Here is a 25,245-nt window from a genome sequence, read left to right on the forward strand (position 1 = left end):
AACATGAGAAAAAATGAGAAAAAAGATATTTGCCTTTCTATTGCTAAGTGCCCTATATGCCGGCGCCCAAGAAGCTCCGGACTGGGAGAATCCTATTGTAGTCGGCATCAACAAAGAGCCGTATCATGCCACACTGACATTGCCTTCGCAAAAAGTCGATTGCAAAGAAATCATATCCCTGAACGGCAAGTGGCGATTCCAATGGTCTGCCGACCCGGGAAAGCGCCCGGCCGACTTCTACAAGAATGATTTCAATACCGACACATGGGATACCATCACAGTGCCGGGAGCATGGCAATTGCAAGGTTATGGGAAACCTATCTATTCCAACGTAAACTATCCCTTCCAGAAGGATGCACCCAGAGTGACAAGCGAGCCTCCCGCCGAATATTACAGTTACGGGCACAGAAATCCCACAGGCTCTTATGTCACCACGTTCGAAGTGACGCCCGATATGAAAGACAAGTGCCTATACCTTCACTTTGAAGGAGTAAAATCGGCCATGTATGTCTGGGTAAACGGAGAGCGGGTAGGCTACAGCCAGAATTCGATGTCGCCTGCCGAGTTTGACATAACCGAATTTGTGAAGAACGGAGCCAATCGTCTGGCAGTGGAAGTGTATCGGTGGTCGGACGGCAGTTATCTGGAAGACCAGGACATGTGGCGGCTTAGTGGAATACTCAGGCCGGTAGAGCTATGGGTACGTCCCCGGACAAATATCCGGGACTATAGGTTCAGCAGCGACTTGTCGGACGACATGCGTTCAGCTACATTCGGAACCGAAATTTGGATAAGAAACCAGACCGACCGTAAAGTAAAAGACCTGACCGTAGAAATAAACCTGGTGGGGAAAGACAACAGAGGAAATAAACTCGACAAAAAAATGGTGGCTCCCGTAGGTACTATTCAGGCCTTTTCTGAAACGAGCGTCACACTGTCCGAAATGCTCCGGGAGCCTCAACTATGGTCTGCCGAAAAACCGCATCTATATGACATCCACATCAAGCTTCGCAGGAAGAATGAACTTTTGGAATCGTTCGAATACCATTGGGGCATACGGAAAATAGAAATCGCGGGAGACGTCTTCAAAGTCAACGGGAAAGCCGTCAAGCTGAAAGGAGTGAACCGTCACGACTTCCATCCCCGTATGGGATTCTTTGTCGACAGCCGGACGATGGAGAGAGATATCCGGCTGATTAAACAAGCCAACATCAACATGATACGCACGTCCCACTATCCACATCTGCCATTGCTGTACGAGCTATGTGACAAGTATGGAATCTACGTAATGGACGAAGCGAACCACGAAAGTCATGCCTACGGTTTGGGGAACAAAGTATTAGGAGACAACCCTCAATGGACACTGGCCCATGTGGACCGGGCAGTAGCCGTGGTGGAAAGGGACAAGAACCATCCGTGCATCCTATTCTGGTCATTGGGCAACGAGGGTGGAAGCGGTGCCAATTTGCGAGCTATGGCAGACACAATCCGTGCCTTAGACCCCACCAGACCGATATACGACGATACAGACCGCACCGTATCCGATGTCTATGACGAAGCTTATCTGCATCCCAACGCTTTGAAGGAACTTGGCGAGAAAATAACCGACCGCCCCGTATTCATGAGAGAGTATGCCTACGCCATGGGAAATTCCATCGGCAACCTCAAGGAGTATTGGGATGTGATTGAAAAGGACGAAAGTATTATCGGAGCTGCCATTTGGTGCTGGGTAGACCAAGGCATTCCTAAAAAGCTTAACGGTGCACCGTTAAGTTTCGGCGAGAGCCCCTCGTCACTCCCATTACTGCCCGATGAATTCTGGGCGTATGGAGGAGATTTCGGGGACTATCCCAACGACGGTCCCACCGGCATTAACGGGCTGGTATCTCCCGACCGGGTGCCTCACCCCCATTACTATGAAGTACAAAAAGTATATCAATACATCAAGTTTGAAAAGAAGGGAACACAGCAAATCAAATTGACCAACGGGTATGCGTTTTCCGATTTGGATGAATTCGATTACAGCTATGAGTGGATATGCAACGGAAAGGCTGTACGCAACGGCGACCTCCACTTGTCCGAAGGGAATCTGCTGGAGGTACCTTCAAGACCGGATAAGTGTGGGGAACTTTGCCTCAATGTATATGCCACGTTGAAGGAATCCACGACGTGGGCAGAGAAGGGCTTCAAAGTTGCCAAGGAACAACTTACGTATCATGACTATGAATTCCCACAATTGAAGGATGACGGCGGGAAGGCCACGTTTAAGGAGACACCCGAAGCGGTGGAAATTATAGCCGCCGATGCCTTGTTCACCATAGAAAAAGGTACCGGTGCTTTGGTGAGTTGGCGAGTCAAGGGAGAAGAGTTGTTGCACAGTGCCTTGGAACCCTATTTTTGGAAACCGGCAAATGACATTCAGGTCCGCAACGGCTACAATGAACGTTTGAGCGCTTGGAAAAATGCAGAGCAAAAACGTATCGTAAAGGCATACCAAGCAACCGTAAACGATGGTATGGTGATAGTGGATGCCAGTCTCTCCCTCCCCCGGATAGGAGCCGGTTACCATCTCCGCTACACTGTGGACGGCAAAGGCCGCATACAAGTAGAAGCAACCTATCAGCCTGAAAAGGAAGATATTCCGCTGATGCCCAAATTCGGTATGCGCATGAGAATGCCCTCGGCGCTGAATCGGATAGCCTGGTACGGACGCGGCAAGTTCGAGAACTATCCCGACCGCAAGAGCTCCGCTTTCCTGGGAGTCTACGAGTGTGGCATACACGAATTTATCACGAACTACATCGTACCGCAAGACAATGCCAACCGGTGCGATACACGCTGGTTCATGCTGGGAGACAGTGAGCGATGGAAAATACAAGTCAAAGGCCTGCAACCCCTATGTTTCCGTATATGGCCCTACGGGGAAGAAGACCTAGAAGGGAAAGAACATGCGCACGAACTGCCCGAACGCGACTTCATCAACCTGAATATCGACTCCAACATACACGGAGTAGGTGGAAACGACGGATGGGGCGCACAGACCATGAAGCCATACACCATTGACGGCAATCGCTCCTACCGATATGGGTTTATCATGGAGTATATGGACAAAACAGAATAATCCGTTCATCAATGTATTCAAAAAGGAAATAAACATTTTGTAAACAACAATAAAGGTATGAAAAGAAACATCTTTAAAACAATTCTCCTATCCGCCTGCATCCTGCAAGGGGGCAGTGCATTGGCACAACAAGAGAAAGCAGAACCGGGCAAGTTCTCACCTACCTGGGAGTCATTGTCCCAATACGAAGTGCCCGAATGGTTCCGCAACGCCAAATTCGGCATATGGGCACACTGGGGTCCGCAATGCCAACCCGAAGCCGGCGACTGGTACGGTCGTGGCATGTACGAAGAGGGCGGTGCTGCCTACAAGTGGCACTTGGAGCATTACGGACATCCTTCGGAATTCGGCTTCAAGGATGTAATCAACGAATGGAAAGCCGAAAAATGGAACCCGGAGAGGCTGGTAGCCCTTTTCAAGAAAACCGGTGCCCGATATTTCTTTGCCATGGGCAACCATCACGACAACATGGACTTGTGGGACAGTAAATACCAGTCATGGAACTCCGTCAACATGGGCCCCAAGCGAAACGTACTGGGTGAATGGGAGAAAGCGGCTCGCAAAAACAAACTGCCCTTCGGTGTCAGCATCCACTCCTCCCATGCTTGGACATGGTATGAAACTGCACAAGGAGCCGACAAGAAAGGCCCATACGCAGGAATCTCCTACGATGCCCGCGTAGTGACTAAGGAAGACGGCAAGGGAAAATGGTGGGAAGGCTACGACCCGCAAGAGCTATACGTACAGAATCATGCCCTGAGCGGACATGCTTGGGTGGCATGGGACTGGCCCGAAGGAACCTCTGTCCCCCCGCAGAGCTACTACGACAACTTCTTCGACCGCACAGTGGACATGATAAACAAATATCATCCCGACCTGGTCTATTTCGACGACAGCATACTCCCCTTCTGGCCCATCAACGATACGGGGCTGAAAGTCGTGTCGCACTACTATAACCAAAACATGAAGCTTCACAAGGGCAATCTCAATGCCGTAGTCTTCGGAAAGAAGCTGGAAGCTAAACATAAAGAGGCCATCGTATGGGATGTAGAAAAAGGGGTTCCATCGGAATGCCAGGACAAGGCGTGGCAAACCTGTAGTTGCCTCGGTACTTGGCACTATAACCGCTTTGCTTACGAAGACAACTGGTATAAATCAGCCGAGACCGTCATCCACATGCTCATTGACATCGTCAGTAAAAATGGCAACCTATTACTAAGCGTACCAATGAAAGGAAACGGTACCATCGACGACAAGGAAGAAAAAATTCTGGAAGACATAGCCGCCTGGATGGAGGTGAACGGAGAAGGAATATTCGACACACGTCCCTGGTGTATTTATGGTGAAGGTCCCTCCACAGAAACAGCAATACCTTTGGACGGAGCAGGATTCAACGAAGGCAAGAACGCACCCTACACTTCTGCCGACATCCGGTTTGTGAAAAAAGGGAAATACTTGTATGCCCATATCATGAAATGGCCCTCAGACAGAAAAATACAGATAAAATCACTGGCTACCGGCAGTCCCTACTGCAAAGGAGAAATCGAAAAGGTAGAATTATTAGGAGGCGGAAAGGCAAAGTTCAGAAGAACTTCCAAAGGCTTGCTTATTGACCTTCCCAAAGACAAGACTCCCAATCCTATTTCTTTGGTACTGAAAATCACTAACCGTTAAACTGCTGATATTGTATGAAAAAGGGATTTTTTTTAAGACTATTTGTCCTGCTGATGCTGACATTTTTCATAGCAGAACAAGGCAGAGCACAAACCTACCAACGCACCTCACAAGGCATTAAAAGCACTGTGCAAGGTATAAATATAGATATTAGCTTCTTCTCTCCTGTCACAGTGAGAATCTTAAAATCGCCTGACGGCTGGAAGTATACCAAAGAAAGCTTGTCGGTCATCGGGCAACCGGAAAAAGTAAAACTATCCGTCTCTTCGAAAGGGGGCATATTGACTATCAAAAGCCATCAGCTTACAGTCCATCTCAACGAAGAGACCGGACAAATAACTTTTGCCTCTTCCGATGGAAAATCGCTGTTGCAGGAACAAAATAAAGGCGCACGTTTTGATGATTTCAACGATGCCGGCACAAAAACCTTCAGCGTTTATCAATCGTTCACCTTAGAGAAAGACGAAGCTATTTATGGATTGGGACAATTGCAAAACGGCAAAATGTCGCAACGTAACCAGACCAAACGCCTTATCCAAGACAATCTTGAGGATGTGATTCCCTTCTTCCAGTCCGTCAAAGGCTACGGTCTCTTTTGGGACAACTATTCGCCAACCATCTTCAAAGACAATCAAGAAGAGACATCCTTCCTTTCTGAAGTCGGCGACTGCATTGACTACTACTTCATGTACGGCGAAAATGCCGATGGAGTAGTTGCCCAGATGCGCTACCTCACAGGACAAGTGCCCATGTTTCCATTATGGACATATGGATTCTGGCAAAGCCGTGAACGCTACAAAAGCCAAAAAGAGATTGTTGGCGTAGTGCAAAAATACCGCGAACTGGGTGTGCCCCTCGATGGAATTATCCAGGATTGGAGATACTGGGGAAGCAACTACCTGTGGAACGCAATGGATTTTTTGAACGAAGAATTCTCCGACCCCAAAAAAATGATGGAAGACATACACGGAATGAACGCCCACATTATTATCTCCATTTGGTCAGCTTTCGGACCACATACCAAACCCTATCGCGAGTTAGACAAAGGGAACATGCTCTTCAACTTCCGCACATGGCCCGAATCCGGTTCCGAGAAGTGGCCTCCCAATATGGACTATCCATCCGGTGCCCGCGTGTACGATGCCTACCATCCGCAAGCACGCGACATCTATTGGAAGTACCTGAACGAGAACCTACGTTCTGTGGGTATAGACGGCTGGTGGATGGACTCTACCGAACCCGACCATTTTCACCCCATTCCTGAAGATTTTGACACGCCCACCTATTTGGGGTCATTCCGTAAAGTACGCAATGCCTACCCTTTAATGAGTGTAGGTGGAGTGTACGACCACCAGCGTGCCGTAACTTCGGATAAACGCGTATTTATCCTTACCCGCTCAGCCTTTGCCGGCCAGCAACGTTATGGTGCCAATACATGGACAGGAGATATCACAGCATCATGGGAAGTTTTGGAGAAGCAAATACCTGCGGGATTAAACTTCTCACTATGCGGCATTCCCCATTGGAACAGCGATATCGGCGGATTCTTCCTATGGCAATATCCCTTGATGCTGGATGACCCGGATTATCGCGAGCTTTATGCCCGTTGGATACAGTTCGGTACATTCTGTCCCATGATGCGGTCACATGGGGAAGGTGCTCCCAGAGAAATCTATCAATTCGGCAAAAAAGGCGAGCCAATATACGATGCGATTGAGAAATACATTCGGTTACGCTACAGTTTGTTACCATACATCTACACAACTGCCTGGGAGGTAACTGCCAATCAGTCCAGCTTCATGCGTGCCTTGGCAATGGATTTTGCCCACGATCGCAACGTGTGGAACATCCACAATCAGTATATGTTTGGCAAATCCCTATTGGTATGCCCTGTAACCCAACCCATGTATACCCAAACAGTTTCGGACACCATCCGTGTAGAAGATTTCAGTACCGTTAAGTCTATGCGAATATATCTGCCTAAAAATACGGAATGGTATGATTTTTGGACCAATCAGAAACACTCCGGCGGACAATATATCGTGAAAGATACCCCTATTGACATTTTACCACTTTATGTGAAAGCAGGTTCCATCCTGCCAATAGGTCCCGAAGTGCAGTATAGCACCGAAAAATCATGGGACAACTTGGAGATAAAAGTGTATCCCGGTTGTAACGGCGAATTCACACTTTACGAAGACGAGAATGACAACTACAATTATGAAAAAGGAATGTACAGCACCATTACGATGAAATGGAATGACCGTACTCGCATGCTCACTATTGAAAATCGGAAAGGAGAGTTTTCCGGTATGTTGAAAGAACGGAAATTCAACATAGTAACTGCTGATGGCGCAAAAAAGGCAGTGGCTTATAATGGGAAAAAAGTAACGGTTAAAATGTAATGGTTTCTAAAAACAGCTATTAATTTGCATTATGGAAATAAATACTCGTATGAAAAAATATCATCATTATCTTACCCTTTTAAGTTTATTTATGCTGCTCGGCATCCTGAAATTGCAAGCAGCGATACAACTCCCTGCCATATTTTCCAACCATATGGTGCTACAACGTAACTCAGAACTTACTTTCTGGGGATGGGGTATTCCGGGAGAAACAATTTCCATCGCCCCCGAATGGATGAAAGGAGAAATAATCAAAACCCAAGTCAATAATACGGGGAAATGGTCAGCCCGTGTACCTTCCGGCGAAGCCGGCGGACCTTATGAGATTCGTTTCAGCGGCTCGTCAGAAGTAACCTTGACCGATGTCATGCTAGGCGAAGTTTGGCTGTGCAGCGGACAATCCAATATGGAATGGAGCGCCAACCACGGCATAAAGAACGGAGACGAGGAAACGGCAAATGCCCATTGTCCCAATCTCCGAATTTTTCACGTGGCCAGAATAGCCGCCCCGTTCCCTCAAGAAAACTGTTTCTCGCAATGGACACAGTGCACGCCCGAAACGATGCGCAGCACGAGTGCCCTGGCCTACTTCTTCGGCCGCAACATCCAGGAAGAGCTGGACGTGCCGGTAGGAATCATCGTAGCCGCATGGGGCGGAACCACCGCCGAGACATGGACGCCCCGCGAATGCGTAATGAGCGACCCGGTCTTGTGCGACTATCCGTATGAATCCAATCCTTGGTTTCCGGCTGAAACAGGCACGTTGTACAACAGCATGATTTATCCCGTGATGCCCTACGGCATTGCCGGATGCATCTGGTATCAGGGAGAAGCCAACCAAGGCCGTGCCAGCTCCTACGCCCGGGTGATGCAGCGGCTGATAGGCTCGTGGCGTACCGGATTTAACAAGGAATTCCCATTCTATCTGGTCCAGATAGCCCCCTTCCAATACCACTCCAAAGACAACGGACCGGCACTGCTACGCGAGCAGCAGGCCATGTTGCCCGAAATGCTGGACAAGGTCAAGATGATTACCGTGTCAGATTTGGTGGACAATGTGCAGGACATCCATCCACGTGACAAAAGAAGCGTAGGCAAACGTCTCGCCAATCTTGCACTGGACGATACATACCATATATATGCAGGCCCCTATAAAAGCCCGGTCTTTGAAAGCGCCTGCCGCAAAGGCAACCATGTGACAATCTCTTTCAAAGACATAAAGAACGGACTGGCCGTACACGGGAAAAGGATAGAGGGGCTGATGATGGCCGCAGCCGGCCAGGAATGGCAAGAGGCCCGGGCCAGGATAGACGGGGGAAAGCTGATTGTCCCGGTAAAAGGAATCGAAAGCCCGGTTTCCATTCGCTACTGCTTCAGTGACGCTGCTCAAGGCAACCTTTTTTCAACGGAAGGCATCCCCTTAGCCCCCTTCCGGGCAGACAGCATTGCCTCTTCTGAAAACATTCCGGTTTCTACAGACAGCGCTTTGGAAGAATCTTTTGAATTCTCGCCCAAGTTCTCTACCGGCAATGCCAATCCCCTTCTCGACTTCCAATACATGGCCGACCCCACAGCAGTGGTGCACGACGGCCGCATTTATGTGTACGGCACTAACGACCACCAGCAATATGATGTAGTGGGCCGTAACGGGAAAAACACCTATCAGCACATCCATTCGCTGACGATGGTCTCTTCTGACGACATGGTGAACTGGACTTATCACGGAGTAATCAATGTAAAGGCTCTGGCTCCCTGGGGAATGGCTTCGTGGGCACCTTCCATCGCTTCGCGCAAGGAGGCCGACGGCAAAACCCACTTCTATCTGTACTACTCCAACAGCGGTTCCGGTGTAGGTATGCTGACTGCCACTTCCCCCGTGGGGCCCTGGACAGACCCATTGGGCAAATGTGTGGTAGACGGTAATACTCCAGGACTCGGCAAGTGTAAAGCTCCCTTCGATCCGGGAGTAGTCATCGACGACAAGGGCATCGGCTGGCTCTCCTTTGGCGGGGGCGACAGCGACGACTACATTCCCGGAGACGCACGCATCGTGCGGCTGGCAAATGACATGAAGACGCTGGACAGCGAAATAGTTGAAATAAAAGCGCCATACCACTTTGAAGCAAACGAACTGAACTATCTGAACGGCACTTGGATTTACACCTACAACACCAACTGGAAGAACCGGGATGCATGGCCCCACAAGGATATAGACAAGCCGAGCCGGTGCTGCATGAGCTACATGACGAGTCGCACGCCACTTGAGACAGACAGCTGGACCTATCGGGACAACTACTTCAAAAATCCCGGCGACTATGGCATGTCCGACAGCAACAACCATACACATCTGGTAAAATTTCAAGGGAAGTACTATCTCTTCTACCACTCACTGGGCTTGCAGGACAGCCGCGACCTCAAAGTGGGTGTCCGCAGTATCTGCGTGGAAGAAATAGAGGTGGACGAAAAGGACCTCACTATCCACATGGGCACAGCCACAGCCAAGGGCGTTTCACAAATCAAGCCTCTCGACCCGTTTGCGCAGCAACAGGCCGAGACCACAGCCGCCACACGCGGCGTTGCCTTTGAACCTACCGGACAGACAGGCAACATGTCTGCCGTAGGAAACAAGAGCGGACAGGCCATCTGTGTCCGCGGTGCGGAATTCCCGCAATCACCTCAAGCCATACAGATGAAGATAAAAGGGAAAGGCTCCATCGAAATACACATGGACAGTCCAGACGGTCCGCTCCTATCCACCTTGACCTTTGATACCGATACGTGGCAAACATTGACAAAGCCGTTGGACAAACGGATAAAAGGCAAACACGACATTTACTTCGTATTCGGGAACGGAAAGTTCTTATTTGACGAATGGAAATTCACAAAATAATGAATCCGTCGGCAGAATCTGCCCAGTATCTCTTCACCCTTGTGATGATATCGCTGCACAATTCGAGCCAACACACAACAAGCCAGCAAGTTACTTTGCCAGCGTTTTGCCACCATATTGGCAAAGTTTTGCCATGCCTTTGGCAAAGCTTTGCCAATGTGGTGGCAAAACCTTGCCAACTTGTCGGCAAGAAAGACAAAAGCAACATCGCTGTCCGCAAAGAGGCGGAAGCACGTCCTCAATATAATTCCGCTAACGGGAAAGAGACAGATTGGTTCCATTAACGGGCAGAAGTTTTAAAAAATGGGAAGGATTTGGCACAATAGTTCCGCGCAAATTCTCATTTATCGAACAAAAATTGTATTTTTGCCTGCGACTGAAAAATCAGTAATATCATAGAATAGACAATTCCCGAACAAATATGAGCGAAGATTTTGAAGCACCGAAAGATGATTTGGACAAGGAACTCCCGGCCGGGAGCGAAGAACACTCGGATTACAAACCTGCGGACGCAAAGGATGCCAATATAAAGCACCAACTGAGCGGCATGTACCAGAATTGGTTTCTGGACTACGCCTCATACGTTATATTGGAACGTGCCGTACCCCATATCATGGATGGTCTGAAACCCGTACAGCGGCGTATCCTCCACTCCATGCGCCGCATGGAAGACGGGCGCTACAACAAGGTGGCGAACATCGTAGGACATACCATGCAGTTCCATCCGCACGGTGATGCTTCTATCGGCGATGCTCTGGTACAACTGGGACAAAAGGACTTGCTCGTGGATTGCCAGGGAAACTGGGGTAACATTCTGACGGGTGACAGCGCCGCTGCCCCCCGTTATATCGAAGCACGTCTCTCCAAGTTCGCACTGGACGTGGTATTCAACCCCAAGACCACCGAATGGAAACTCTCTTATGACGGGCGAAACAAAGAACCGGTTACACTACCGGTAAAATTCCCACTGCTGCTTGCACAAGGTGTGGAAGGTATTGCCGTAGGCCTGTCATCCAAAATATTACCACATAACTTCAATGAGCTGTGCGATGCTTCCATCAGCTATCTGCACAACGAAGAATTCAAGCTGTACCCCGACTTCCAGACGGGAGGCAGTATCGATGTATCCAAATACAACGACGGTGAACGTGGCGGTGCGATACGCGTGCGCTCCAAAATAGAAAAGATAGACAACAAGACACTTGCCATTAAGGAAATTCCTTACGGGAAAACGGTGGCCAGTGTATGCGACTCCATCGTAAAGGCCAGCGAAAAAGGAAAAATCAAGATACGTAAGGTAGAGGACCTAACATCCGGCAGTGTGGAAATATTAGTGCATCTAGCCCCGGGTGTATCATCCGACAAGACCATCGATGCCCTCTATGCCTTCACCGACTGTGAAGTGAGCATCTCTCCCAACTGCTGTGTCATCGACGACCAAAAGCCCCACTTCCTCACCGTGAGTGATGTATTGCGCAAATCAGTCGACAACACATTGGCACTGCTACGCCAGGAACTGGAAATCCGTAAGGGAGAGATACTGGAAAGCCTGCATTTCGCTTCACTCGAAAAGATATTCATTGAAGAACGTATTTACAAGGATAAGGAGTTTGAACAAGCCAAAAACATGGATGCCGCCTGCGAACATATCGATGAGCGCCTGACTCCCTACTACCCGACTTTTATCCGCGAAGTGACCAAGGAAGACATCCTCCGGCTGATGGAGATAAAGATGGCACGTATCCTCAAATTCAACTCCGACAAGGCAGAGGAACTGATAGCACGCATGCGAAAGGACATAGAGGAGATAGACTGCCATCTGGCAAACATCGTGGAATATACCGTCGACTGGTTCCGTATGTTGAAGGACAAGTACGGCAAAGCCTTCCCCCGCCGCACGGAACTGCGTAACTTCGACACCATCGAAGCAACCAAAGTCATCGAAGCCAACGAAAAGCTGTACATCAACCGCGAAGAGGGTTTCATCGGAACTGGATTGAAGAAAGACGAATTCATAGGCAACTGCTCGCCCATAGATGACGTGATTATCTTCTTCCGCGATGGAAAATATATCATCACACCGGTGGCCGACAAGAAGTTCGTGGGCAAGAATATACTTTATGCCAACATTTTTAAGAAGAACGACAAACGTACCATCTACAATGTCTGCTACCGTGACGGCAAGGAGGGGACAAGCTATATCAAGCGTTTTGCCGTCACTTCCGTGGTGCGTGACCGCGAATACGATGTGACGCAAGGTACTCCCGACTCCCGTATCACCTACTTCACCGCCAATCCCAATGGAGAAGCTGAAATCATCAAGGTAACCCTGAAACCCAATCCCCGTGTACGCCGTATTATCTTCGAGGAGGATTTCAGCAACATCAATATCAAGGGACGGCAGGCCATGGGAAATATACTCACGAAACTCCCCGTACACAAGATAGCCTTGAAACAACGTGGAGGCTCCACGCTGGGTGGACGGAAAGTCTGGTTCGACCGTGATGTGCTACGTCTCAACTACGACGGGCGCGGAGAATATCTCGGAGAATTCCAGAGCGAAGACACCATCCTTGTCGTACAGAACAGCGGAGAGTTCTATGCCACCAACTTCGACTTGAACAATCACTATGACGATGGCATACGCGTATTGGAGAAATACGATCCGAACAAAGTATGGACCGCCGTACTCTACGATGCCGACCAGCAGAACTATCCTTACATCAAGCGTTTCTGCTTCGAGGCAACCGCCCGCAAGCAAAACTACTTGGGAGAAAACAAGAACAGCAGCCTCATTCTGCTGACAGACGAGTGCTACCCGCGTTTAGAGGTGGTGTTTGGCGACCACGACAATTTCCGAGAGCCGATGGTGGTGGAAGCCGACGAATTCATCGCCGTGAAAGGCTTCAAAGCAAAAGGTAAGCGCCTGACCACCTATACTATAGAAACCATCAACGAATTAGAGCCTACCCGCCAACCTGAACCCTCGCAGAAAACCGAAGAGCAGGAAACGGATGAAGAACCGGAAATTCTGGACCCCGACCACGGTAAAAGCGAAGGGGACATACTGGACGAGATGACAGGACAGATGAAACTCTTTTGATGAAGGACGGAAATGAAGTATTAGTGGCTAACGATTACTAATTTGTAATTGATAATTTAATATGTACATATACAAGATAATAATCCTATGCGGACTGCTCTTGGGAAGTGTCGGACTGAAAGCACAAGAAGCACAATGCAGCATCGACCGGAAGCTACGGGCTGACTCCACCAACCGTAACCGTATTATCACCCGTGCCACCATGTATGGTGTCGGCTTCACCAACGTGTTCGACACTTATCTTTCACCTCAGGAGTATAAGGGAATCGATTTCCGTATCTCCCGCGAAAGCATGCGGATGACACGGTTGATGGACGGCAACGTGTCTCTGCAAACTTTCTTCCAGGCAGACTTGGGATATACACACAACAAAGTAGACAATAACAATACATTCTCCGGACTGGCCAACTGGAACTACGGCCTGCATTATAATTTTCCAATCACGGGCAATTTCAAACTGCTTGCCGGAGGAGTCGGCGACTTCAACGGTGGCTTTGTCTATAATCTGCGCAACGGAAACAACCCCGCCCAAGCACGTGCCTATATCAACCTTGCCGCATCTGGAATGGCTATTTGGGACTTGCGCATCAAGAACCGTCCCATCACACTACGCTATCAGGTAAATCTTCCTTTGGCAGGTATCATGTTCATGCCCAACTATGGACAGTCCTACTACGAGATATTTACGTTAGGACATTGGGACGGAGTAGTGAACTTCACCTCCCTGCACAACCAGCCCTCTCTGAGACAAATGCTGACCGCAGACTTTCCGGTGGGACGTGCCCGGATGCGTTTCGCTTACATATGGGACGCACAACAGTCCAAAGTAAATGAAATAAAGACACATACTTACTCGCATGTATTCATGGTGGGGTTCGTAAAGGAACTCTATCTGTTTCCTAACAAGAGAAAGTAAAAAGTGACAAGGTGATAAACGATAAGATGATAAGGATAATGTGCATGAAAAGAAGATATATTTTAATAATTTGGAGTATCCTACTCACGTTATTGCCCCTATTGAACGGATGTATTCGTGAGGAAGAGTTCGACAATACCCCACAAGGCAATTTCGAAGCCTTGTGGAAAATAATAGACGAACAGTACTGCTTCCTGGACTACAAGCAAATAGACTGGGATGCCATCCATGACAAGTATCAGCCACTCATTACCCCGGGAATGAGCTACGACGGTCTATTTGAAATATTAGGTAACATGCTTGCCGAGTTAAAAGACGGACATGTCAACTTGTACTCTTCCTCCAACATGGCGCGCTACTGGGACTGGTATCTGGATTATCCTCGTAACTTCAACGAAAGTATCATTGAAAAGTACCTGGGAAGAGACTACCGCATTGCTGGAGGCGCCAAATATACCATATTGGAGGACAACATAGGATATATCTATTACGGTGATTTCTCCAGCGGCATCGGAAACGGCAACCTGGATGAGATTCTGTTATACCTTTCCGCTTGTAACGGCCTGATTATCGACGTGCGCAACAATGGTGGCGGCAACCTGACAAACGCCACCCGAATGGCACAACGCTTCACGAATGAAAAAGTACTGACGGGATATATTCAGCACAAGACCGGCAAAGGCCATAGCGATTTTTCAGATCCGACTCCCATTTATGTGGAACCTTCCAACAGTATCCGCTGGCAAAAAAAGGTAATTGTCCTGACCAACCGTCATTCCTATAGTGCAACCAATGATTTTGTCAACTCCATGCGCTGTTTTCCCAATGTCACCCTGGTTGGTGACAAAACCGGCGGCGGGTCGGGCCTGCCATTCTCTTCGGAACTGCCCAACGGATGGGGGGTACGCTTTTCTGCCAGCCCGCACCTCGATGCCCAAAAACAGCATATCGAGTTCGGCATCGACCCGGACAAGAAAGTGGATATGAGCAAAGAAGATGAGAACAATGACTTGGACACCATCATTGAGGAAGCAAGAAAAATACTGAAAGTGACTTTCTAAAACGACTTTATCTACAAAACAATTTGCCAAAACGAAAATTCTTTCTATCTTTGCTCCCGCTAATCGGAATTATTCCGCGGATGTGGCGTAATTGGCAGCCGCGCCAGACTTAGGATCTGGTGCCGTGAGGCGTGTAGGTTCGAGTCCTATCATCCGCACAATCCCTATAATAAATTTCAAAAGACAAACAACTAAGAGGGGAGGATATTCATTAAGAAACATCCTCCCTAACCGCTTCAAGTACCTTTTTTATCTCATCAAAACACAATATTTAGAATACTTATTGTATCTTTGCTTCCAAGAAACACTTCGATTAACCTGAAAAAATGAAACAAAATACGATAAGACCGATGCTTTTCAAGTATTGGGTAGTGTGCCTTCTATTGTTCATCCTCTTCATCCAGGCCAGGGCTTCTTCCTTCATGCCCGCCGTCACCAACTATCTTGCCAAAGACTATGAAGCCGGTTATCAGAACTGGGCATGTGCGCAAGGCAGCAACGGCGAAATGTATTTCGGCAACAGCCAGGGGCTCCTGGTATATGACGGTTATCGCTGGACTCTCCACAAAGTGCCGGGGAACCATATTGTCCGTTCGGTGTATGTGAAAGAAGACCGTATCTATGTGGGGGCATTCGAGGAATTCGGCTATTTCAAGTATTCGGAGGCAGGCACTCTCCGGTACCATTCTTTGAGCAAATTCCTGAAAAATTTCCCCATGGAGAACAACGAGATATGGAACATTGTAGAGCTGGACGGTCGCATCTACTTCCAGTCGTTCAGCGCCTGGTTCTCCTACGACGGGAAGATGGTACACGCTTTCCGCAACAGACAGCAACAGCCGCTCTACTTCTACACCCAAAACGGACATATCTACACACAGATGATTGATGAGGACTTCTATGAATTCGACGGCAAGGATTTCCTTCATCTCTTCCCCCGCAGCCAAGTGAACGATGACAATGTAGTGGCATTACTGCCCGACGGGGACGACAGCTTCCTGATGGTCACAGAGAATAACGGATTGTTCCGCTACAACGGTGACATCACCCCCTGGAAAACAGACATTGATGCAGAGCTGAAGAAACAGCGGGTGAACCGCGCCGTCATGACCAATGATTCCATATTCATGATAGGTACAGTCTTGAATGGCATATACGCCATCGACCGCAAAGGACATTGCCTCTGGCACTTCAATCTGGATAACCGTCTGGACAACAACACAGTCCTGGGCTTGTTCTGTGACAAAGATAACAACGTATGGGCAGCATTGGACGACGGCATCGCATACATCCACCACAACTCACCCGTCATGCTGCTGACTCCTGCCAACCATGAAACCAAACTGGGCATGGTGTACGACATAGCCCACCGGGGCGACTGTTTCTATCTGGCCACCAACCAGGGCTTGTACGAATACCACCAGGTTACCGAGAATCTGCGCCTGCTTCCCCATACTGAAGGACAGAACTGGTATGTGAAGGACATTGACGGGCAACTCTTTGCAGGCAACAATGCCCATACCTTATTAATAGGCGAAAAAGGGAATGTTTCCGTCATAAGCAATACCAACAGCAGTACGTGTCTGATAAAGTGCACCCTCTATGGCGAAGAGATACTGTTGGAATCATCCTACGCCAATTTGCGTATCTATAAAAAGAAGAACGGGCAATGGACCTTTTCGCATGTCATAGACGGCTTCATTGCACCGGTCATGCACTTGGAGGTGGACCAAAGCGGTGTCATCTGGGCTTCACACATGTATCAGGGAGTCTATAAAATAGTCTTGAGCGATGACTTGTCGGCTGTAAAAAGCGTACGGCACATCTCCCATTTAGGCTCGGAATATATCATCGGCCCTATCCAAGTAATGAAAATGCGAGGACGTATCGTCTTTTCCAGTCCCAACGGCTTCTATACCTATGACGACATCACCCGGCAGATTATCCCCTTCCAAAAGCTGAATGCCATTCTGCCTTACATCAGGAATGCTCATTCTGTGGTATCCGTCACGAACGACCGCTTCTGGCTGTCCGGTTCACATGAGTACGTATTGGTAGAGTACGCAGAAGGAGAGTACATCGTGAAGCAGCGCATCCTCATCGAACTGTTTGATTCTCCATGCATAGAGAACTACAACAATGTGTTCGTCGACAATGACGTTGTCTATTTTAATCTGAACAACGGAATCGCCAGTTACAGCAAAAACACAGACAGCCTCAGTCCTACTCTGGAGTCCGCCCTCTCACTGAGCTCGGTCACTGCTTCCTCTTCCGATAAAAAGGAGAAACGCCTGCCTCTGTCTGGAAATGTCGAACTGGAAAGCAATTACCGGGATTTGCTGTTCTCAGTAAGCCTGCCGCATTACAATAAATTGTCCGTACATTTCCATTATGTCCTGCAAGGAGGACAAGGCATGGCGCTGACATCGGACCTGAAAGAGCCCGAAATCCGCTACGGTAGCCTGGATTACGGAGAATACACATTCCAGGCAGAAGCCTATAATGATTTGGGACAGAAAATCGGTGAGGTGGAATATCATTTTGCCATAGCCCGCCCTTTCTACCTCTCCTATTATGCCTTTGCGCTCTATCTCATAGTTCTCACAGCGCTTGTCTACTTTTTCTCCAAGTGGCGCGCCAACCGTGCCATGGAAAAGAAACGGAAGGAGTATGAGGCAGAGCAGGTGCAGCAGAACATCAAGATGCGCGAGCAGGAGCATCTGATAACTCTGCAGCAACAGCAATTGCTGGAAGCCGAGTTGTCGGCAAAGAGTAAAGACCTTGCCAGCATGGCACTGGGTGTATTTGCCAAGAACGAGGTCCTGGAGAAACTTCGTACTGTCGTACAAGAGTCCCTGGTGAAAGGGCAATATGGACGCAAGAACCTCGAATCTCTGCTGAAGCTCATCAACGAAAACATCGAGACACAGGAATTTTGGGATGTATTCCAGAACAATTTCGACCTGATTCATGAGAAATTCTTCCGTAATTTGCGCGAACGTTATCCCAGTCTTACCGCTACCGACCTCCGTTTTTGTGCGCTGCTGCGCCTGAATCTTTCTACGAAAGACATTGCGCAAATGACCAACCTCACTATCCGGGGAGTAGAGGCAGCACGCTACCGTTTGCGCAAGAAACTGGATATCCCCGACGGAACGGGATTAGTGGATTTTCTCATCGACTTGAAATAAAGCGGCTACAAATCATTCAATCATAATAAACTGATTATTAGAAACAAGTAACACGAAAACGTAGTAAAACGGTACCCATTTTTACCCTAAACGTATTATCGTGGTAGTGATTTTTTTTGCCTTACTTACCGTAATTACTTCCTTTGCCGGCAGAATTATTAACTCTTAAATTTAGTTTATGAGAAGGCAAACTTTATTTCTTCTATTCATGATTTTGTTCTCATTGCCACTGACAGTTTTGGCACAAGGAACAAAGACAGTTAAAGGAACTGTTGTTGATCAGAACAACGAACCGATTATTGGAGCCACGGTTGTAGTAAAAGGCTCTACTATTGGAGCAGCTACCGACCTCGACGGTAACTATGTACTGAACGGCGTCCCTGAAGACGCAACTCTCGTATTCAACTATTTGGGCATGTTGCCGCAGGAAATAAGCGCTGCGGGACAATCCGTCATTAATGTAAAGCTACGTGAAGATGCACAACTACTGGAAGAAGTTGTTGTTATCGGTTACGGTTCGGCCAAGGCGAAAGACCTGACGGCCCCGATTGACGTTGTCAAAGAGAAAGAACTTATCAATGTTCCTACCTCCTCCCCGATGGCAGCATTGCAGGGAAAGGTACCGGGTGTTAACATCATCAATTCGGGAACGCCGGGCGAAGGTCCTAAAGTGACCATCCGTGGTATGGGTTCCTTCGGTGACACCTCTCCTCTCTATGTAGTGGACGGAATGTTCTACGACAACATCAACTTCCTGAACAATTCCGACATTCAGGACATGACCATCTTGAAAGACGCATCCGCATCTGCCATCTACGGTGTACGCGCCGCCAACGGTGTTGTAATCATCACCACCAAGAAAGGAAGCCGCAACCAGGATGCCAAGATTACCTATAACGGTTATGTAGGTATTCAGAAAGCCACCAACCTGCTGGAGATGTGTAACTCTCACGAGTATGCCACCATGATGTTGGAAGCCAACCCGGAAGCTTACCGGTCGATTTTCGAAAAGTCAGTAGCCGAATTCGGAGGCAATATGGAAAACCTGCAATTCAATGCCGATACCAACTGGTATGACGAACTGTTGCGCACAGCCATGATGACCAATCACAGCTTGAATATCTCCGGTGGTACGGAAAAAGCGACCTACTCTGCCGGCATGAGCTATCTGGCACAAGACGGTATCATGGACGTGGAAAACTACTACCGCCGCTTGAACTTCCGTGCCGCCCTTGACTACGAAGCCCGCAAATGGCTGAAAGTAGGCTTCAACGGCGTATTCAGCAACTCGCAGCAGCAGCTTCCCAAGAATGCCGCATGGCAACAGGCATACAACACACCGTCTATCATCCCGGTGTATGATGACCGCCGCGACGATGCCGTGTTCCCTAAGAAGTACACATCGCCCGAGCAGGTGGGCTTGACCAACAACTTCAACAATCCGGTAGCCACTGCCAACTATTACGACAACCGGAACGAGACCTACCAAGTGCTGACCAACTTCTATGCACAGCTCAACCTCATCCCCGACAAGCTGAATATACGCAGTAGCTACAGCTACGACTACTCAATGATTCGCGGTTCTGAGTTCACTCCTACCTACTATGTAGGCACCAACCAGAAGAAAGAGGTTACCGAACTCACTAAAAAGAACACTAACTACTACAAATATATATGGGACAACGTGGCCACTTATACTGACAAGTGGGGCAAACACTCCTTTACCGGTATGCTGGGTGCATCCATGCGTCAAGAGCAATACCGCCTGCTCGAAGGTACCGCCACCAACGTGCCCGAAGGTGAGGACGTGTGGAAATACATCGCACTGGGCAACAAGGAAGGCGCTACGGTGAAAGACGACGGCTGGAAATACCGCGGTCTCTCCTATTTCACCCGACTGAATTACAACTACAACGACAAGTACATGTTGATGTTCACCTTCCGTGCCGACGGCTCGTCCAAGTACAACGACAAATGGGGCTACTTCCCCTCCATCGGTGCCGCATGGGTCATCTCCCAAGAACCGTTTATGAAGAACCAGAATATCTTCGACTACATGAAGCTGCGTGCCAGCTGGGGTAAGCTGGGTAACGACAAGATTGCTGCCAGTGCAGGCTTCGCAAGCATACAGAACGTACAGTCCGTATTCGGTCCCAATACCGCCATCGACGGATTCATCAACACCACCAACTTCAGCTGGCTGGGTTGGGAAGTAGTGAACGAAACCAACGTGGGCGTCAACTTCAGTACACTGAAGAACCGCTTGAACGCCGACATCGACTGGTACTACCGTCTGACTGACAACGCCGTGATTTCACCCAAGCTCCCGATGAGTGGCGAGCTGCTGGCCGGCAACAACGGACAGATTCTGAATACCGGTATCGACCTCTCCTTGAACTGGAACGACAAGATTGGCCAGGACTTCAATTACAACATCGGCGTCAATCTCTCTTATCTGCATAACGAAGTGAAAAGCCTAAAAGGAAACATGAAAATCATCAAAGGCGGAAAGACCGTGAATATGGTGGGCGAGACGATGAACTCATTCTATGGCTACAAGGTCATCGGCATCTACCAGACTCCTGAACAATGTGCTGCCGACCCCATCGCCGTGGCCAACGGACTGGAACCCGGCGACTTCATCTACGAGGACGTGAACGGCGACCATGTGATAGACGGAAACGACAAGCAGGTGTTGGGCTCATACGTGCCCAGCTTTACTTATGGCTTCAATGCCGGATTCTCTTATAAGAACTTCGACTTCAGCCTCACTACCTACGGACAAGCAGGCGGCGAACTGTGGAACCGTAAGCGTGCCCTGCGCTATGCAGCCGACTACTATAACTTTGACCGTGCACAGTATGAGAACCGCTGGACGGGTGCAGGCTCTACCAACGAACATCCGTCGGCCAAGGCTCTTCTCAAAACCTGGAACAAATCAGACAGTAACAACGCTTCCTATTTCGTAGAAAGCTCCGATTACTTCCGCATCCAGAACATCACGCTGGGCTACTCGTTCAAGAACTTGAAGATAGGCAGCTACGTGATGCCGGGACTCCGCCTCTCATTGACGGCCGACCGCCCCTTCACTACCTTCAAGGCCAACAGCTTCACACCTGAAGTGTCGGATGCCGAAGGTTGGGATACCGAAGTATACCCTCTGACTTCAACCTATACTTTCGGAGTGCAAATAGATTTCTAAACCCTAAAACGTAAAACAATGAAATTCTTAAAGAAAACATTCGCATATATACTTCCGGCCATGATGGTACTGGGAGGAGCTACCGCTTGCACCGATTTCATAGAAATCGATCCGGAGAACAAAGTTCCCGAACAAGGCGTGGACTTTACCAACAAGAACAATATGTACCAACCCGTAGTGGGTGCCTACTCCAAAGTACGCACACAGGGCATGCACTGGTGCAACGCGCTATTGATGTTCACCCGCGACGGTGACGTGTGGTCGGGCCGTACCGATGACCAGGGCGATGCCGTGGCCTTCGGACGCAAGTTCAACTACAACAACTCATTCTGGGCACTGAACCAGGTATGGATGAACTTCTACGACATCATCCGCATCACCAATGCCGCCCTGCAAAGCCTCGACGGTTATGCCGAATATCTTGCTGCAGGAAGCGAAGATTACAAAACCTACGAATCCTATTGCGGCGAAGTACGTACCATCCGTGCATGGGCCTACTATTGTCTGGTGACCAATTTCGGTCCCACCGTCATCTACCGTGACAACCTGCAGACCGATTTTCGCCGTTCTACCGTAGAGGCCGTATATAATTATATGCTGGAAGATTTGAACTACGCCATCGACAAACTGCCCCGCATGCGTCCCAACCAGATGGAACACAAGGGAGCCGTGACAGCCTTCACCGCCCAAGCATTGGCCGCCCGCATCTATCTGCTGAAAGGAGACTATGCACAAGTGGAGACACTGACCGATGACATCATCAAGAACGGTGGATTCCGTCTCTACGACGACTTCTACCAGCTGTTCAAAATTCCCGGAAAGTTGTGTGACGAATCTTTGTTCGAATGCCAGGTAACAGACTACGGCAATGGTTCCGGCGATTACCTGGGCGTAGACCAATGGTTCAATTTCCAGGGTCCGAACATGGCAGAGAGGTATGATGAAGTAGTGAACGCAGACGGTACCATCAGCTACAAGCAAGCCGAAGGCACCAAGTCCATAGGCGGCTGGAATTTCATAGGCTATGAACCCGAGTTCGTGGCATGGGCCGAAGCCCGTGGCGAAGGTGTGCGTGCCGAAACTTCTTTCCTGAAAGCCCTGAGCAAGACGCGCGAGGGTTGGCAGGTAGGTCCCACATCGGCCACCAAGACCGACTGTTGGAACGGCAAAGGTTACCTTCCCTACAATCAGATGACTCTTCCACGTACAACCTACGGAGCCAACAATAATGTGCGTATCATCCGCTATGCCGAAGTACTGCTGATGAACTCCGAAGCCAAAGTCAGACTGGGCAAGGATGGAGACGCAGGCTACAACGAAGTGCGCCGGCGTGCAGGCATGAGCACCAAAACCGGTGTTACCCTGAAAGACGTGATGGACGAACGCCGGATGGAACTTTGCGGCGAATGGTGTGCCCGTTATGTGGACTTGGTGCGTACCGGCGATGCCGCCACCGTACTCGGTCCCAAAGGATGGACAGCAGAAAAGACTTATTGGCCCATACCGGCCAACCAGTTGGACGACCTTCCTGATTTGAAGCTGGAACCCATTGACGGAATTGCCGAATAAATCCGTTCCAATATGGTAAAAAGATTCCTAATCAGTTGTGGAATAGCCTTTGCCGCTCTGGCGGCAAAGGCAACCCCTGACGATTCCATCAAAGTGGTGAAGGGGCAAGTCAGTGACTATTACATCACTGTAACCCAAGACCGTATCGTAAAAGGACACGTACTGGACACCAACCGCCAGCCACTCGCAGGCGCCACAGTCATGTTCTTCGCAAGTCCCATGCACAATACCACTGCCCACGACGGCAGCTTTGCCATCAAAGGAGCGAAGAACGACGTGCACCTGTATGTCTACTATCCCGGGAAAAAGATAGTGAACAGAATCCTGGCACTGGATGAAACCGATATTGAGGTAGTGATGGAAAAAGAGGTACACAAGGCAACCGCAATCTGCCGCCCCGCCCAGGCGACCCGGTGGTATGACCCACAGGCGCCTCTGTCGCGCACCTTCTGCAATCCGATGAACATCAGTTACAACTTCGAGCCTTTCAACAACAATGTGCGTCCCAACGGTTCGTTCCGTTCCTCTGCCGACCCGATGGCTGTGGAATACAAAGGAGAATATTTTCTGTTCTCCACCAACCAGGGCGGTTTTCATTATTCCAAGAACCTGGTGGATTGGGATTTCGTTCCTGCCAGCTTCCAGCGCAAGCCTACGGACGATGACCAGTGTGCGCCGGCCGCCTATGTAAGCGGCGACACGCTGTTCTATACCGGCTCCACCTACGAAGGTCTGGCCGTGTGGTACAGCACGCATCCCAAAACGGGACGTTTCAAACGTGCCATCGAAAAGAACGTACTTCCTTCATGGGATCCTTGTCTGTTTCTGGACGACGACGGCAGATTGTATCTGTACTATGGCTCCAGCAATGAATATCCCTTGAAAGCGGTAGAACTGGACCGGAATGATTTCTACCCCATCAGCAAGATTCACGATGTCATGATGCTCCGCCCCGAAGAACACGGCTGGGAACGTTTCGGCATGAACAATGACGATGAAGTGACACTCCGCCCATTCACAGAGGGCGCTTACATGACCAAACACAATGACAAATATTATTTCCAATATGGTGCTCCGGGCACTGAATTCAAAGTCTATGCCGATGGCGTATATGTTTCGGATTCCCCGCTGGGCCCGTTTGTCTACCAGAAGCATAACCCGATGTGCTACAAGCCGGGCGGTTATGTGCAAGGTGCCGGTCATGGAGGCACGTTCTGCGACGTGAAAGGCAATTACTGGCACGTGGCCACCTGCATGCTCTCCCTGAAGTACAAGTTCGAACGCCGCATCGGTCTTTATCCGGTGGCTTTCGACAAGGATGGTGTCATGTATTCGTCCACTGCCTTCGGCGATTATCCCAACTGGGCAGAACCGATGGACGTAAAGAACCCTGCAGAGCGTTTCACGGGATGGATGCTTCTGTCCTACGGCAAACCGGTGGAGGTATCATCTACGGATAGCATCCATGCAGCTTCCAACCTGACGGACGAAAGTATGCGCACCTACTGGGCAGCCCGTTCCGGCAACCCCGGCGAATGGGCCGGGATAGACCTGGGCAGTACAAAGAATGTACGTGCCGTGCAGTTGAACTTCTACGACCATAAAGCGGTTCAATACAACCGTGCCATGGATATTTATCACCAATACCGTATTTTTGCTTCCGAAGACGGAAAAGAATGGACATTGGTCATAGACAAGAGCGACAGTGACAAGGATTGTCCGCACGACTACATCGAGCTCAACGAGCCGTTGCGTGCCCGTTATCTGAAATACGAGAATGTGCACATGCCTACGGGAAATGTCGCCTTGTCCGGCTTCCGCGTCTTCGGGAACGGTGACGGCGATGTCCCGCAAGCCGTGAAAGGACTGACTGTGAAACGTGACAGGAAAGACCGCCGGAATGCCCTTATCTCCTGGCAACCCGAAGCAAGCGCCTATGGCTACAACATCTACTACGGCACCGCCGAAGGCAAGATGTACAATGCCATCACGGTACTGGGACAGACGGAATATGACTTCCGCGGACTGGATGCGGACACGGACTATTACTTCACTATCGAGGCGCTGAACGAAAACGGCCGCTCGCCATTGTGCAAGACGACAAAAAATTAAA

General features: G+C 49.3%; 12 protein-coding genes and 1 tRNA gene. All 13 read left to right on the forward strand.

Features of this window, described 5'->3' with window-relative positions:
* Nucleotides 1-13 precede the first annotated feature (13 nt).
* Complete coding sequence (locus NQ510_RS02825; protein WP_005830298.1) at nucleotides 14-3,121, forward strand: glycoside hydrolase family 2 TIM barrel-domain containing protein; 3,108 nt, start codon at nucleotides 14-16, stop codon at nucleotides 3,119-3,121.
* Between the two features lie 57 nt (nucleotides 3,122-3,178).
* A complete protein-coding gene (locus NQ510_RS02830) occupies nucleotides 3,179-4,795 on the forward strand; it encodes an alpha-L-fucosidase (RefSeq protein WP_005830301.1) in 1,617 nt (538 codons plus the stop codon).
* Nucleotides 4,796-4,809: 14 nt separating this feature from the next.
* On the forward strand, nucleotides 4,810-7,200 hold the full coding sequence (locus NQ510_RS02835; protein ID WP_005830303.1) for a glycoside hydrolase family 31 protein: 2,391 nt from the start codon (nucleotides 4,810-4,812) through the stop codon (nucleotides 7,198-7,200).
* A gap of 49 nt (nucleotides 7,201-7,249) precedes the next feature.
* Nucleotides 7,250-10,090 (forward strand): family 43 glycosylhydrolase, encoded by a 2,841-nt coding sequence (locus NQ510_RS02840; RefSeq protein WP_229031904.1) that lies wholly within the window; start codon nucleotides 7,250-7,252, stop codon nucleotides 10,088-10,090.
* On the forward strand, nucleotides 10,090-10,374 hold the full coding sequence (locus tag NQ510_RS02845) for a hypothetical protein (protein ID WP_070100546.1): 285 nt from the start codon (nucleotides 10,090-10,092) through the stop codon (nucleotides 10,372-10,374). Before NQ510_RS02840 ends, NQ510_RS02845 begins: the two co-directional genes overlap by 1 nt.
* 137 nt (nucleotides 10,375-10,511) lie before the next feature.
* The gene (locus NQ510_RS02850; RefSeq protein ID WP_005830314.1) at nucleotides 10,512-13,193 is read left to right on the forward strand and encodes a DNA gyrase/topoisomerase IV subunit A; all 2,682 of its coding nucleotides are present in this window, start codon (nucleotides 10,512-10,514) and stop codon (nucleotides 13,191-13,193) included.
* 61 nt (nucleotides 13,194-13,254) lie between these two features.
* Nucleotides 13,255-14,109, forward strand: coding sequence for a DUF3316 domain-containing protein (locus NQ510_RS02855; protein WP_005830316.1), 855 nt, complete (start codon nucleotides 13,255-13,257; stop codon nucleotides 14,107-14,109).
* Nucleotides 14,110-14,153: 44 nt separating this feature from the next.
* Nucleotides 14,154-15,170 carry a S41 family peptidase gene (locus NQ510_RS02860; protein WP_085931088.1) on the forward strand — a complete coding sequence of 339 codons (1,017 nt, stop codon included), beginning with the start codon at nucleotides 14,154-14,156 and terminating at the stop codon, nucleotides 15,168-15,170.
* Between the two features lie 76 nt (nucleotides 15,171-15,246).
* A tRNA-Leu gene (locus NQ510_RS02865) sits at nucleotides 15,247-15,328 on the forward strand.
* Between the two features lie 168 nt (nucleotides 15,329-15,496).
* Complete coding sequence (locus NQ510_RS02870) at nucleotides 15,497-18,361, forward strand: helix-turn-helix and ligand-binding sensor domain-containing protein (RefSeq protein WP_005830320.1); 2,865 nt, start codon at nucleotides 15,497-15,499, stop codon at nucleotides 18,359-18,361.
* A 178-nt stretch (nucleotides 18,362-18,539) separates the two neighbouring features.
* Nucleotides 18,540-21,563 carry a SusC/RagA family TonB-linked outer membrane protein gene (locus tag NQ510_RS02875; protein ID WP_005830322.1) on the forward strand — a complete coding sequence of 1,008 codons (3,024 nt, stop codon included), beginning with the start codon at nucleotides 18,540-18,542 and terminating at the stop codon, nucleotides 21,561-21,563.
* 18 nt (nucleotides 21,564-21,581) lie between these two features.
* Entirely contained in the window at nucleotides 21,582-23,132 is a 1,551-nt protein-coding gene (locus NQ510_RS02880; protein ID WP_005830324.1) for a RagB/SusD family nutrient uptake outer membrane protein, read from the forward strand.
* A gap of 12 nt (nucleotides 23,133-23,144) precedes the next feature.
* Nucleotides 23,145-25,244 carry a family 43 glycosylhydrolase gene (locus NQ510_RS02885; protein ID WP_005830326.1) on the forward strand — a complete coding sequence of 700 codons (2,100 nt, stop codon included), beginning with the start codon at nucleotides 23,145-23,147 and terminating at the stop codon, nucleotides 25,242-25,244.
* Nucleotide 25,245 lies beyond the last annotated feature (1 nt).

This window comes from Bacteroides uniformis (genome assembly GCF_025147485.1).
In the GTDB taxonomy this organism is placed as follows: Bacteria; Bacteroidota; Bacteroidia; order Bacteroidales; family Bacteroidaceae; genus Bacteroides; species Bacteroides uniformis.